General features: G+C 55.2%; 14 protein-coding genes. 2 read left to right on the top strand and 12 right to left on the bottom strand.

All coding sequences use genetic code 11. The features are described from left to right. The 5 genes from carB to pyrR are packed head-to-tail and all read right to left on the bottom strand — an operon-like array spanning nt 1 to nt 7,305. Nucleotides 1–3,351: a carbamoyl-phosphate synthase large subunit gene (gene carB, locus HMPREF3170_RS00525; RefSeq protein WP_070477053.1), complete on the bottom strand. Its 3,351-nt coding sequence runs from the start codon at nt 3,349–3,351 to the stop codon at nt 1–3. Between the two features lie 24 nt (nt 3,352–3,375). Next, entirely contained in the window at nt 3,376–4,521 is a 1,146-nt protein-coding gene (gene carA / locus HMPREF3170_RS00520; RefSeq protein WP_070477051.1) for a glutamine-hydrolyzing carbamoyl-phosphate synthase small subunit, read from the bottom strand. A 14-nt stretch (nt 4,522–4,535) separates the two neighbouring features. Continuing rightward, nucleotides 4,536–5,816 (bottom strand): dihydroorotase, encoded by a 1,281-nt coding sequence (locus tag HMPREF3170_RS00515; protein WP_070362401.1) that lies wholly within the window; start codon nt 5,814–5,816, stop codon nt 4,536–4,538. A 2-nt stretch (nt 5,817–5,818) separates the two neighbouring features. Beyond that, a complete protein-coding gene (locus HMPREF3170_RS00510) occupies nt 5,819–6,739 on the bottom strand; it encodes an aspartate carbamoyltransferase catalytic subunit (protein WP_070362400.1) in 921 nt (306 codons plus the stop codon). Further along, nucleotides 6,736–7,305, bottom strand: a complete 570-nt coding sequence (pyrR, locus tag HMPREF3170_RS00505) for a bifunctional pyr operon transcriptional regulator/uracil phosphoribosyltransferase PyrR (protein WP_070362399.1) — start codon at nt 7,303–7,305, stop codon at nt 6,736–6,738. Before pyrR ends, HMPREF3170_RS00510 begins: the two co-directional genes overlap by 4 nt. 229 nt (nt 7,306–7,534) lie before the next feature. Here pyrR and HMPREF3170_RS00500 point away from each other — a divergent pair, with 229 nt between their 5' ends. After that, the gene (locus HMPREF3170_RS00500; protein ID WP_070362398.1) at nt 7,535–8,005 is read left to right on the top strand and encodes a type III secretion system chaperone family protein; all 471 of its coding nucleotides are present in this window, start codon (nt 7,535–7,537) and stop codon (nt 8,003–8,005) included. Further along, nucleotides 7,995–8,444 carry a YbjN domain-containing protein gene (locus HMPREF3170_RS00495; RefSeq protein WP_070477049.1) on the top strand — a complete coding sequence of 150 codons (450 nt, stop codon included), beginning with the start codon at nt 7,995–7,997 and terminating at the stop codon, nt 8,442–8,444. Before HMPREF3170_RS00500 ends, HMPREF3170_RS00495 begins: the two co-directional genes overlap by 11 nt. A gap of 58 nt (nt 8,445–8,502) precedes the next feature. Here HMPREF3170_RS00495 and nusB read toward each other — a convergent pair whose 3' ends face one another. From nusB to aroC, 7 genes are all read right to left on the bottom strand, one after another. Beyond that, nucleotides 8,503–9,006, bottom strand: a complete 504-nt coding sequence (nusB, locus tag HMPREF3170_RS00490; protein WP_070362396.1) for a transcription antitermination factor NusB — start codon at nt 9,004–9,006, stop codon at nt 8,503–8,505. Then, nucleotides 9,006–9,569, bottom strand: coding sequence for an elongation factor P (gene efp / locus HMPREF3170_RS00485; protein ID WP_070362395.1), 564 nt, complete (start codon nt 9,567–9,569; stop codon nt 9,006–9,008). Before efp ends, nusB begins: the two co-directional genes overlap by 1 nt. Before the next feature lie 53 nt (nt 9,570–9,622). After that, nucleotides 9,623–10,714 (bottom strand): aminopeptidase P family protein, encoded by a 1,092-nt coding sequence (locus tag HMPREF3170_RS00480; RefSeq protein WP_070477047.1) that lies wholly within the window; start codon nt 10,712–10,714, stop codon nt 9,623–9,625. Beyond that, nucleotides 10,705–11,157, bottom strand: a complete 453-nt coding sequence (gene aroQ, locus HMPREF3170_RS00475; RefSeq protein ID WP_070477045.1) for a type II 3-dehydroquinate dehydratase — start codon at nt 11,155–11,157, stop codon at nt 10,705–10,707. Before aroQ ends, HMPREF3170_RS00480 begins: the two co-directional genes overlap by 10 nt. 4 nt (nt 11,158–11,161) lie before the next feature. Further along, nucleotides 11,162–12,217: a 3-dehydroquinate synthase gene (gene aroB, locus HMPREF3170_RS00470; protein WP_070477044.1), complete on the bottom strand. Its 1,056-nt coding sequence runs from the start codon at nt 12,215–12,217 to the stop codon at nt 11,162–11,164. Between the two features lie 30 nt (nt 12,218–12,247). Next, complete coding sequence (locus tag HMPREF3170_RS00465; protein WP_070363510.1) at nt 12,248–12,751, bottom strand: shikimate kinase; 504 nt, start codon at nt 12,749–12,751, stop codon at nt 12,248–12,250. An 83-nt stretch (nt 12,752–12,834) separates the two neighbouring features. Next, complete coding sequence (gene aroC, locus HMPREF3170_RS00460; RefSeq protein WP_070477042.1) at nt 12,835–14,046, bottom strand: chorismate synthase; 1,212 nt, start codon at nt 14,044–14,046, stop codon at nt 12,835–12,837. Nucleotides 14,047–14,052 lie beyond the last annotated feature (6 nt).

Here is a 14,052-nt window from a genome sequence, read left to right as displayed (position 1 = left end):
CTACTTATCTCCGTTCTCAGTCCGAGTTTCGGACTCAAGTTCCTGAAGGCTCATGACAGCGATTTCATTGTCACGAAGCGCTTCGATGCCTTGGACTGCGGCGGTAACGCCCTGAACTGTCGTCATGAGTGGTACACCGTGTGCAACGGCTGCGGCGCGGATATCGTATCCGTCGTGGCGTGCACCTGAAGATCCTGCGGGCGTGTTCAGAATCAGGTCAATCTCACCATCGTTAATGCAGTCGACGATCGATTTGCCTTCCGCCCCGTTTCGGACGTCTGAGGCCTTCAATACGATCTCGCAAGGGATCCCATTCCTTCGCAGCATTTGGGCTGTGCCGCCTGTAGCCAGAATCTTGAATCCCATTGTGGAAAGGCGCTGAATTGGGAAAATCAGGGTTCTCTTGTCACGGTTGGCGACAGAAACGAATACTGTGCCTTCCGTCGGAAGTGCGCCAAAGGCTGCTGCCTCAGCCTTCGCGTAGGCAACTCCGAACGACGGCGCTAAGCCCATCACTTCGCCAGTCGACTTCATCTCTGGACCAAGGATGGTGTCGAGCATCGCTCCGTCCGGCCGACGGAAGCGGTTGAACGGCAACACGGCCTCTTTCACTGCGATTGGGTGATCAAGTGGCAGCGAGCCACCGTCGTAGTCACTCGGGATCATCTCTTCGGCCTTCAGCTCTGCGATGGTCGCACCCATCATCACACGAGCAGCCGCCTTGGCTAGGTGTACGCCGGTCGCCTTCGACACGAAAGGAACGGTTCGCGACGCACGCGGGTTGGCTTCAATGACGTAGAGAATGTCGTCTTTCAACGCGAACTGTACGTTCATCAGACCAGTAACACCGATACCGTGCGCCAACGCCTCTGCAGAACGACGCACCTTTTCAATATCCTCTGGCCCAATGGTCATCGGAGGCAGCGCACAGGCCGAATCGCCGGAGTGGATGCCGGCTTCCTCGATGTGTTCCATGACGCCACCGAGGTAGACGTCCTTACCATCCGACAGCACGTCGACGTCGATCTCAATCGCGGAATCCAGGAAGCGGTCAACAAGCACAGGATGATCCGGCGAGAGTTCGGTCGCGCGATTGATGTAGTCTTCAAGGCTTTGCTCGTCGTAGACAATCTCCATGCCTCGACCGCCCAGCACGTAGGAAGGACGAACAAGGACGGGGTATCCAATCTCATTTGCTACTCGACGTGCCTCTTCGAAGGAAACGGCGGTACCGTACGCTGGCGCAGGCAGTTTGGCAGCGTCGAGCACCTTGCCAAACTCGCCCCGGTCTTCCGCGGAATCGATGGCTTCGGGGCTAGTTCCGACTACCGGCACCCCGGCGTCGGCGAGTCGCTGCGCGAGCCCGAGTGGCGTCTGACCACCCAACTGCACGATAACCCCTGCAACCGTGCCAGACAGAGACTCAGCGCGATAGATCTCCATGACATCTTCGAATGTCAGAGGCTCGAAGTAGAGCCTGTCAGCCGTGTCGTAGTCAGTGGAAACGGTCTCCGGGTTGCAGTTGATCATCACTGTCTCGTAGCCAACCCGCGAGAGCTCCAGCGCGGCGTGGACGCACGAGTAGTCAAACTCGATGCCTTGACCGATGCGATTCGGGCCTGAGCCCAGGATCAGCACCTTCTCCTTATCGGAGGAGGCGACCTCAGACTCTGCCTCCGGATCCCATTCGTACGCGGAGTAATGATACGGCGTCTGCGCTTCGAACTCACCCGCGCAAGTATCAACGGTCTTGTATACAGGGTGGACACCAAGAGACCACCGGAGTGATCGTACGCCATCTTCGCCGGCTAGCTCAGGGCGAAGCGCGGCAATCTGTGCATCAGAGAGCCCGAAAACTTTCGCTTCGCGGAGCAGCTCAGCGTCGAGAACGGGGGCGTCGATAAGCGCCTGGCGGAACTCAACGAGCGCTGCCAACTCAGCGAGGAACCACGGGTCAATCCCACTGGCTTCGTAGACCTGCTCGATGCTCGCGCCCAAGCGCAGCGCGAGTTCAACATCGTACATGCGCTTATCGGTCGGGATGCGCAGATCCTGGAGGACAGCATCCACATCATTCTCACGGCCTTCAGCAAAGTAGCTATCCGGCTTCGTCCAGAAACCGTTCGGCTTCTCTTCCATTGACCGCATGACCTTATTCAAGCCTTGGATGTAGTTGCGCCCAATGCCCATTGCTTCGCCAACAGCCTTCATCGAGGTGCCCAACGTCTCGTCTGATCCAGGGAACTTCTCGAACGTAAAGCGAGGCATCTTGACGATGACGTAGTCGAGCGTCGGCTCAAACGCGGCTGGGGTCACCCCGGTGATGTCGTTTTGAATCTCATCCAGCGTGTAGCCAATAGCCAGCTTGGAGGCGATCTTTGCAATCGGGAAGCCCGTCGCCTTCGACGCAAGAGCCGAAGAGCGAGAGACACGTGGGTTCATCTCAATTGTGATGATGCGCCCGTCAGTTGGGTTCACCGCGAACTGAATATTGCAGCCACCCGTATCGACGCCCACTTCGCGGATAATGGCGATACCCTGATCACGCATGGTCTGAAACTCCCTATCCGTCAGCGTCATAGCCGGCGCGACGGTGACAGAGTCACCCGTGTGGACACCAAGCGCATCAACGTTCTCGATTGAGGCGACCACTATGACGTTGTCATTGCGGTCGCGGACAAGCTCAAGCTCGAACTCTTTCCAGCCGAGAATAGACTCCTCGATCAGCACATTTGCCTCCGGGGAGGCGTCAAGTCCTCCACCTGCGATGCGGTCAAGGTCCTCCATGGTGAACGCGAGACCAGAGCCAAGACCGCCCATGGTGAAGGAAGGACGGACAACGACCGGAAGCCCAAGCTCCTGGACAGTCTCGTGGACTTCACCCATCGAGTAGCACACGCGTGAGCGGGCAGATTCACCGCCGATCTTCTCGACGATGTCCTTGAACTTCTGCCGATCCTCACCGCGCTCAATTGCATCGATGTTTGCGCCAATAAGCTCCACGTTATGCTTTGCCAGGATACCCTGGCGCTCAAGTTGGATCGCTGCGTTCAAGGCAGTTTGACCGCCGAGCGTTGGCAGAATCGCATCGACTGGATGCCCCTGCTCTGCTTCACGGGCCAAGATCATGTCGATGTAGCTTGGGTCAATCGGCTCAACATAGGTGTGATCCGCAAACTCCGGGTCCGTCATGATCGTTGCCGGGTTCGAGTTAATGAGCGTGACTCGTAGCCCTTCTTCCTTCAGGACGCGACAAGCCTGCGTCCCCGAGTAGTCAAACTCGCACGCCTGGCCAATAACGATTGGCCCGGAGCCAATAACCATCACATGGTTGATATCTTCGCGCTTCATTGTGTGAATCTCCTCTAATGCTGGTTACTGGTTGTTCGGGCTCTTCGAGTCCATCAACGAGATGAACTGGTCAAACAGCGGGTTCGCATCGTGCGGTCCGGCGGCTGATTCGGGGTGATACTGCACGGAGTACGCCATGTTGTTGTCCAATGCCACGCCTTCGACGGTGCCATCGTTCAGGCAGACATGTGTGATGGACGCCGGGCCGAAATCTGTCTCGAATGTGTCGCCTTCCTTGCCGCGGAGGGCAAAACCGTGATTTTGGCTCGTGATATCAATCTTTCCCGTGCGCAGGTTCTTCACCGGAACGTTGACTCCCCGGTGGCCGTAGCGCAGCTTGTATGTCTCGAGGCCAAGCGCACGACCTAAGATTTGGTTACCGAAGCAGATCCCGAAGAACGGAATCTCAGCAGCGATAATATCGCGAACAATCGCCACCATTTCATCTGCGGTGGATGGGTCTCCTGGACCGTTCGAGACGAACACACCATCCGGTCGGTACTGTTCAATATCCTTTAGCTGAGTATTTGCCGGCACCACGACGGTCTCAATGCCCCGTTGTGCAAACTGCATAGGCGTAGCAGTCTTAATACCCATATCGTAGGCGACGACGGTGTAACGCTTCTCGCCTTCAGCGGGGATAGTGTACGGCTGCTTCGTCGAGACCTCTTCGCTGAGGTCTGCCCCAGCCATCGCAGGCTGCTCGTTCACCAGCTTCACTAGCTCATCGACTGGACGCTCGGTGTCTTCACTGACGAAAATTCCTGCCGCAATAGAGCCGTGATTGCGGAGATGACGCACCAGAGTACGAGTGTCCACCCCGTAGATGCCCGGGATACCTTCGTTTTCCATCTGTTCTGCAAGGCTGCGCTTTGCGCGCCAGCTCGAGTGCACGGTGGAAAGATCGCGGATCACAAGGCCAGCAGCCCAGATCTTGTTGTCGTGGGACTCATTGTCTTCGTCGTTCCAACCGGTGTTGCCGATCTGTGGGGCTGTAAGGGTCACGATCTGCTTGTGGTAGGACGGGTCAGTCATCGTTTCCTGGTAGCCCGTCATCGCGGTGCTAAACACTGCCTCTCCGAAGACCTGCTTCTTCGCCCCAAATGAGAAGCCTCGAAAAACCTTTCCGTCGCCAAGCACGAGAAGCGCTGGGATACGTTCATTAACCATATTGTTTAGTTCCTTTACTCGTTATCAGCTTGGTACGTAATAGCTCCACGCAGCATCGTCATTTTGACCTGCGCATTGAACTGCATTCCCTCGTATGGTGTGTTCGAGGCTTTCGACGCCAACTCTTCCGGCTCTACCGTCCACGGCGAATTCGGGTCGACCAAGGTGAGGTTTGCTGGTTCGCCAGCAGTAATCGGTCTCCCCTGGTCCTCCAGCCTCAAAATCTCAGCTGGTCTCTCACTCATTACCTTTGCGACGAACCGCCAGTCTGCCAACCCCGCTTCAACGAAGACACGCGCGATGATTGCCAGCGATGTCTCGAGCCCCAGCATGCCTGGCTTCGCGTGTTCAAACTCCACACACTTTTCTTCCGAACCGTGCGGGGCATGGTCCGTCGCAACTACGTCAATAATCCCGTTCAGCAAAGCGTCACGAAGCGCAATTGTGTCTCTGTGCTCACGCAGCGGCGGGTTTACCCGGAAGTTTCCGTTAAACGTTTCCAGCTTCTCATCTGTCAACAGCAGATGGTGCGGTGTAACCTCCGCCGTAATCTTTGAGGAATGCTGCTTCGCCAGGCGCAAGAGCTGAACAGTTCCTTCCGTCGAAGCGTGGCAGACGTGGAGACGTCCGCCGTAATCGCGCGACATGATCATGTCCCTGGCGACAATCGATTCTTCAGCTACGCGCGGCCATCCACGAAGGCCCAGCTTCGCAGCCATTGGCCCTTCGTGAGCGCTGGCGTCTTCAGTCAGACGGTGATCCTCGGCGTGTTGTGCGAGCAGCACATCATATGCTTTCGCATATTCAATTGCGCGCCGCATGATTTGTGGATCGTTTACGCATTTTCCGTCGTCCGAGAACATACGAACATGGGACTTCGACATCAATCCCATCTCGGTGAGCTGCTTGCCCTCAAGCCCTTGCGTGATAGATCCAACCGGGTACACGTCGCACTTACCGTAGCTTTGCCCCTTGTTCCACACCGCTTCAGCAAGGAATGGCTGGTCAATCACCGGCCGCGTATTAGCCATCGTAAACACGGCTGTAAAACCGCCCTTCGCAGCTGCGTCGGAACCTGTGGCGATGGTTTCCGTATCTTCCCTGCCCGGCTCACGGAGGTGGACGTGCATGTCCACCAGGCCAGGCAGCAGCACCCAACCCTGACCATCTAGTACTTCGTCAGCCTTCGAGGTATCGACGTCTTCCCCTACCGAAGCAATCTGCCCATCTTTGATCAGGACGTTTACGGTGGATTCGCCGTATGGCCGAACGTTTGTCAATGCAATTACTGACATTTCTAGCTATCCTCTCCAGCCAACAAAGCGAACAGCACAGCCATTCGCGTATAAACACCATTTGAGACCTGCTGCAGTACAGCAGTATTTTCGCGGTCTGCAACATCAAAGTTGATTTCCATACCGCGCAGCATTGGGCCCGGGTGCATGATGATGGCGCCGGGTTTCATTTGCTGTGCTCGCTGTTTGCTGAGTCCGAACAGCGTGGCGTACTCGCGGTGCGATGGGAAAAACCCGCCATGCATACGCTCTGCCTGAACGCGCAGCATCATTACAACGTCCGCGTCTGGAATCTCGGCATCAAAGTCGTAACTGATACGGCATGGCCAGTACTCCGCCCCAACTGGCAACAGGGTTGGTGGTGCAACGAGTACGACATCCGCGCCAAGCTTCGACAGCAGTTGCACGTTGGAGCGTGCGACCCTTGAATGCAAAATATCGCCGACAATGATGATTTTCTTGCCGGCGATTTCACCAATCTTCTGACGCATTGTTACCGCATCAAGGAGCGCCTGCGTCGGGTGCTGGTTCTGGCCATCGCCCGCATTGACAACAGATACATTAGGAACCCAGTCAGCAATGAGTTTCGCTGCTCCAGACGATGGGTGGCGAACGACAATGGCGTCAGCGCCGACTGCAGCGATCGTCGAGGCCGTATCCTTCAGCGACTCGCCCTTCTTCACGGAAGAAGAGGACGCAGAAATATTGATGACGTCAGCGCTCATCCACTTACCTGCAGTCTCGAATGAGGAGCGCGTGCGCGTTGAATTCTCGTAAAAAAGCGTGAAGATCGTACGTCCACGCAGCGTTGGGAGCTTTTTAATCTCGCGACCCTCGAGGGTTTCTCGGAACCGATCTGCCTCATCCATGATGAGGTGAATGTCGTTAACGCTGAGATCGTCGATCGAAATCAGGTGCTTCATTCGGTGGTGACCTCCTTGGTCAGCGTCACCGCATCGATGTCATCAATTGGGGTCAGAGACACCGTGACATCTTCAGCAATGGCGGTTGGAATGTTCTTGCCAACGTAGTCGGCGCGAATTGGTAGTTGGCGGTGTCCACGATCAACTAGGACTGCAAGCTGAATAGTGCGTGGTCGACCAAGATCTCGCAACGAATCGAGTGCCGCGCGGATGGTCCGACCGGAAAACAAAACATCATCTACGAGGATTATCGTTGCGTTATTGATCTCAACCGGAATGTTCGTCGGCATTAGCGCCCTATGAGGCTTGTCTCGGAGATCGTCTCGGTACAGCGTAATATCCAGGCTGCCTACGGGGACGGTGATCCCGGTAAAAGACTGAATCGCATCCGCGATCCGCTCTGCTAGTGGCACTCCCCCCGAAGGAATACCCAATAGGACTGGAGTGTCTGAAGACTCCGAATCAAGCGCATTCTTTTCAATGATCTGGTGCGCGATGCGTGCAATTGTTCGCTCAACGTCACGCTCATTTAATAGCGCAGACGTCACGCGTTGCTTGTCACTCATCGAACCTCCTTCCCCGCCTCGCTGTGCGGAATTTAAAGGATGTCGAAATTGGTATTTGTCTATGCTGAGACTGGTCAGAATCTTAGCACCTTCACAAAGGCGTCTCGCTATATCGGTCAATAATTCTCTTCACTAGATTGCTCGCTTCCCCTATACAGGTGTACCCGCCAAGTTTTCTCAGGATTCCGCATAGGTAGTTGGCCGACGAATGATTGGTAGGGTTGGAACAATGACGACGCAACAAATCCCTGACCAGCCCAGTCCGGTTTCGCTTGCAGATGTTGCAGCCATTTTTGAAAATGAGGACCTTGAGTACCGCATTGAAGAAAATATTTTGCGAAGCGGATTCGTCAACTGCGCGACTGTGTGCGCTTTGGATGATAGTTATCTGATTTTCGAATCCATTTGGCGCGGTGCTGTGCCACAAGAAATGGCTTCACACTTGCTCTTGGCAATGAACGAACATAACCAAACCCATTTTGCGCCAACCTTGCGTTTCTTCGAAAACGAAACAGGAAGCGATGCACCATCGCTGGCGGTGAGCGCAATCCGTACGACAGACGTCACAAACGGGTTAACACCAGATCAATTGGGCGCATTTATCGTCACATCGATCGAATCAACACTGCAGGCTTTTGATTTTCTGGAAACGTCATTTCCCACGTTAGTGAACTGGAAGGACCCCCACGTTGAGCACTAGTACTTCTACGCCCCAGGTAACGATCGAACGCATCATTGAACAAATGCGGGGTCACGGCATCGAACTGTCCGATGATCCGACAGGGCGCGTCGCGCATGCAAACCTGAATGATTTCCATGTCTTGTTTGTACTCCTGGACACCGTGTTGATCGTCCGCGCCGATGCCGAAACAGACGTTCCTTCCGACTCCACAGATCCCTCACTCTATCTCGCCGCGAACCAGACGAACTCTTCGCTGCTCGGTTGCCGCGCGGTTGTGGCAAACAGAGGGGAGACACTAGTTGTCCGTTCTGAAAGCGAGATACACGTTGCCGCGGGCATGACCGATGAACAACTTTCGAGTGCTCTCCGCCGTAGTGTCGACCAGGTGCTCTATGCACAAAATATGATGAAAGTGCTATCAGAAACGATCGCTGAAGCCGTTCAACGCGGAAACTAAAAAGTGGGAGGCAACGCGTTGATTCGTTGCCTCCCACTTTTTTACAGCGGAAAACTCGTTAAGCTTCCTCGCCCTCCTGACCGTCAGCAGGTTCTTCTGCGTGAGTCTGAGACATTGGAGCATTTTCAGATTGCGATTGAATTACTCCGTCGAGCACCGCGTGGATATACGGCGCCGCTTTCGCGCCTGAGTACTGCGTAGCTAATTCAGCCGCATTCGAGATCGTGATTGGGGCATCAACCTCTGCGTTGAACAGGATCTCCCAGATACCTACGCGCAAGATCTGCCGATCCACTGCGGGGATTCGATCCAACTCCCAATCGCTGCTGAGAAACTTCTCGATTGCGTCGTCAATATCATCGAGCTGAAGGGCCACGCCCTCCACGATGGTCCGGGTATACGGAGCCACCGGGGCAATTTGATTCAGCGGGTTCTGAGACAGCGTCTCTCGGTCTTCGACAATAGCAACCGGGTCGATGTCTCTAGCTTCGGCTTCAAAGAGGATATCGACGGCTCTACGACGCGCACGGTATCGTGCGCCATGGCGTTTGAAATTCTCCATTAGTTGTTCACACGCGAAAGGTATTCACCAGTACGCGTATCAACCTTCACTACATTACCGGTCTCAAGAAACAGTGGGACCTGAATTTCGGCGCCGGTCTCCAGGGTTGCAGGCTTGGTGCCACCGGTGGAGCGATCGCCCTGCAGACCCGGCTCGGTGTGCTCGACCTTGAGATCAACCGAGATCGGTAGTTCTGCAAACAGTGCGTCGCCCTCGTAGAACGAGACCTGGACATGCATGTTTTCCAGCAGGAACTTTGCGGCATCACCGAACTTCTCTTCTGGAAGCTCGAACTGCTCAAAGGTCTTATCGTCCATGACCACGTAGTTGGTCCCGTCGTTGTACAGGTAGGTCATGTCACGACGGTCAACCGTTGCCGTGTCAACCTTAACGCCAGCGTTCCAGGTCTTGTCCACGGTTTTGCCGGAGACAACATCCTTCAACTTAGTACGAACGAAAGCTGGGCCTTTACCGGGCTTCACATGCTGGAACTCAACAATCTGCTGGAGTTTCCCATCTACCAACAGAACCAAACCGTTTTTAAAATCAGCAGTAGTTGCCACTTGAAGCCTTCCTTCTTTCTAACAATAGATGTGCTCTCGCAATCACAATTATGCTACAGCACGATGAGTTCCTTGGGGAACTGGGTGATAATACGTGGTGCACCGCTGGTGATAATCAGGGTGTCCTCAATTCGGACACCTCCCTTCCCAGGAACGTAAATACCCGGTTCGATGGTCAAGGTCATCGATGGTTCTAGCTCTCCAGTGCCAGTCAGCGCCGCGTATGGTCCCTCGTGCACATCCAACCCGATACCGTGACCCGTCGAGTGCACGAAGTATTCGCCGTAGCCCGCGTCTTCAATGATGCTTCTACATGCTTTGTCTACGTCGACTAACTTCGCACCTGCAACAGCCGCCTCGACACCTGCTTGCTGGGATTCACGAGTAACCTCGTAGATTTCGCGGAGAAACGCAGAAGGTTCCCCCACCGCAAACGTTCTTGTCATGTCGGAGTTGAATCCTGCACGGTACATTCCGAAATCAATCGTGACAAAGTCACCGTCTTCGATCACGCGGTCAGAGGCACCATGGTGTGGCTTAGCCGAATTCAAACCCGACGCGACAATCGTGTCAAAGCTCGGGCGATCAGCGCCAAGCAATCGCATCCGGTATTCCAAGTTGGCAGCGACTTGGCGCTCTGACTGTCCTGCTGCGAGCTCACCGGCGTCAACTAGTTCGCGAAGCGCTGTCGATGCCAGCTCCGCGGCCTCAGCCAAGCGTTGAAGCTCCAGTTCATCTTTCACTAACCGAATTCCCTCGATTTGTTGCGTGACAGGCACCAAGGTCACGCCTTCAGGACAAGCCTGCTTCAGAGCTTCAAGCTGCGATGCACTGACATAGTCTGCTTCGTACCCAACGCGGTGTCCCTCTACAACTGCGCTCAGCAGTTCGGTGGCGACTTTTCGAGTGATCGTCGCCTCGATATCAGGAACTTCTTCTGCGACCTGCGTCGCATATCGCCCGTCTGTTGTGATACGGGCTGAGCGGTCTTTGGAGATCAATAGCGCACCATTGGAACCAGAGAACCCAGACAAGTAACGGACATGCGTCAAATGGGTTACTAACATGTCGTCGATCCGGTGACCAGCTAAAAGAGACGCCAGCTTACGGCGCCGGTTTTCAAATCGAGTATCTGCTAAACCCATTGAGACTCCTTCAAGTCGTTGATAAATACTTGCATTGCAAGCTCGTAACCTTCCAGACCAAGACCGGCAATTACGCCACGCGCTACCGGCGACAAATACGAATGATGTCGGAAAGCCTCACGCGAGAAAATATTCGAAATGTGCACCTCCACAAACCCCGGACCGTCTCCCAACTCAACAACAGCATCGCGCAGCGCCACTGATGTATGCGTAAAACCGCCCGGATTAATGATGACAGGCCATTTACTGTCAGCCGCCTCGTGCACCCAATCGATCAAGTCGCCCTCGTGGTTGGACTGACGAACCTCAACATCCACGCCTGCCGCTGTAGCCTTGCTCTGCAGCCGCTGTGTGAGTGTCTCCAAGGTTTCGGCGCCATAGATTTCGGGCTGCCGCTTGCCGAGTCTATCCAAGTTTGGTCCGTTGAGAACAAGGATCATCATCGCGCTAGTCCCCCATCATGGCTTCGTAAGCAGCACGCATCTCTTCTTTGGTGGCATCTTCGATTCGTGTACAAGAACCGATACCATCGAGTACCACGAACCGAATGTGCCCGTTCTTATTCTTCTTATCGCGGGTCATTCCCTCATAGAGCTCATCGAACACGCCATGTTCGTAGCGCGTTGGCAACCCAGCCGCTTCAAGGATCGTACGGTGTAGCGAAACAACCGATTCGTCGATAAGTCCCCGCTGCAGCGCAAGGTACGCAACGAACATCATTCCCACAGCAACAGCATTTCCGTGCCGCCAACGATACTGCTCGCGTCGCTCGATTGCATGACCAAGCGTGTGCCCATAGTTCAAGATTTCACGGAGCCCCGACTCTTTGAGGTCCTTGGAGACAACGCCTGCTTTGACAGCGACAGAGCGCTCGATGAGCTCAGGCCAGTGACGAGAGGCACCCTCCTGGAATAGATCCAAAATCTTTGGGTCAGCGATAAAACCCGTCTTGATCAACTCCGCGGAGCCAGACACGATCTCTTCTTCTGGAAGGGTGTACACGCGTTCCAAGTCGATGAAGACGCCCTTCGGCTCATGAAATGCACCGACCAGGTTCTTACCTTCCGCTGTGTTCATCCCAGTCTTCCCGCCTACTGCGGCGTCCACCATTGCTAGCAATGTAGTTGGGACATGCACGACGTCAATGCCACGCATCCAAGTAGCAGCGATAAATCCACCCATATCAGTTGCTGCACCGCCGCCCACAGTGACCACGGCGTCCTGCCTCGAGAAACCGGCACGCCCAAGAACATCCCAAAGTTCACTTGCAACCGCAATGCTCTTGCCGTCCTCCGCATCAGGGACGGCCGCCAGGTGGGGTTCAATGTTATTGTTTTCTAAGTCTTGCGCGATACTTCGTGCAACGGCAGCTAGCGGAGGCTGATGCACGATCAGAGCCTTTCTCGCCCCGAGCGCCTGCACGTGATTACCGACCATCATAGTTGTGTCGTGGTCGATGAAGACCTGATACGGCTGGGGCCCACAAACATCCACTACTGCCATGACTTGCCTCTCTTCTCTCTAGGAATCGTTCTATTCGCTATCGATGACGCCTAACACTTCAGCAACGATGCGCTGTGGCGGACGATCGTCAGTGCGGACGCGGTAGTCAGCAACCTCGCGGTAGAAAGGCTCACGTTCAGTAAGCAACGCCTGGTAACGCGCTTCAGGGTCTTCTGCTGCCAGCACTGGACGAGTCCCGTCTCCTGCAGTCCGTCGAGTGCCCTCTTTCACCCCGACGTCAACCCACACGACAAGGTGGTTTTCTAACAGGGCTCTCGTCTCAGGCCGAACCACAGCGCCACCGCCTAGGCTCACAACGCCCTTGCACCCTAATACCTGCTTCACAACCTCATGCTCAAGATCACGAAACGCATCCTCCCCCAACGATGCATAGACTTCACCGCACGGTTTACACTCAGCTTGTTCGATTATCGAATCAGAATCCACGAACTGAAGGTTCAATGCCCTCCCTAATCGACGCCCAATCGTCGTCTTCCCAGCGCCTGGAGGGCCAACAAGCACGACTTTTGGAATACCGGACTCGCACGACCCTAGAACCTCATCTACGGCTGGTCGGGAACCTGTATCTGCGTTCACAGTCATCCTTTCTTTGCGGACTACTCCCCATCAAAACGGAAGCGCTGCGCAACGTATTGCTGATACGACGCAATGTTACGCCTCAACTCGTCGAGACTGTCCCCACCGAACTTTTTCAATGTCGCTTCCGCAAGCACAAGTGCCACCATCGCCTCTGCGACCACGCCTCCCGCTGGGACAGCACAGATATCGGATCGCTGATGAATACCCGTGGCCTCCGCGCCGGTAGCCATATCGATAGATTGCAACGCGCGAGGCACCGTAGAAATCGGCTTGAAAGCAGCTCGCACACGAAGCTGCTCACCGTTGGTCATACCACCCTCAAGACCACCGGCTCGGTTAGACAGCCGCTGAACCCGGCCATCTTTCAACGTAATCTCGTCGTGCGCTTGCGACCCTCTGCGCGTAGCAGTCTCAAAACCATCTCCGATTTCGACGCCCTTCACGGATTGAATGCTCATCAAGGCGCCCGCAAGCTGAGCGTCGAGGCGTGCTTCCCCAGAGATGTGGGAGCCCAGGCCGATAGGGAGGCCGTCGACAATTACCTCGACGACTCCACCCAAGGTGTCCCCTGATTTCTTTGCGGATTCGATACACGCAACCATCGAGGCTTCTGCTTCCTTGCTCGCGGCACGTACCGGGGAGGCGTCGATAGCATCAATGTCAGCAAACGAAGGCAACACGTCACGATCAGGCACTGAGTCCCCAATTGAAACCACGTGCGAAAACACCTCAACGCCCAGGGCCTCACGCAAAAGCGCACGCGCAACCGCTCCTGCGGCGACTCGCGCAGCCGTCTCACGTGCTGACGAACGCTCAAGCACAGGTCGTGCCGAATCGAATCCGTATTTGATCATGCCTGGAAGATCCGCATGCCCTGGTCGCGGACGAGTCAACTTTGCACCACGCCCAGACGACATGGCCTTCTGCACATCTTCATTCGAAGTATCCAACGGATGCGGAGACATAATCGTCGTCCACTTTGGCCACTCTGTATTGCCGATCTGAATCGCGATCGGACTACCAATCGTGGTGCCGTGCACAACTCCAGCGAGCAGCTCCAGCTTGTCTTGCTCAAACTTCATCCGCGCGCCGCGTCCATACCCGAGACGGCGACGAGCGAGCTGATGTGCGATCTCCTGCTCAGTAATTGGCACGCCAGCAGGCATATCCTCAACAAGTGCTATCAGGGCTTGGCCGTGGGATTCTCCGGCAGTGGTCCAGCGAAACATGATGGC

The organism is Corynebacterium sp. HMSC08D02 (genome assembly GCF_001807505.1).
GTDB lineage: Bacteria > Actinomycetota > Actinomycetes > Mycobacteriales > Mycobacteriaceae > Corynebacterium > Corynebacterium pseudogenitalium.
The sequence above is the reverse complement of the archived record's forward strand: the minus strand, read 5'-3'. Positions and strand labels throughout refer to the sequence as shown.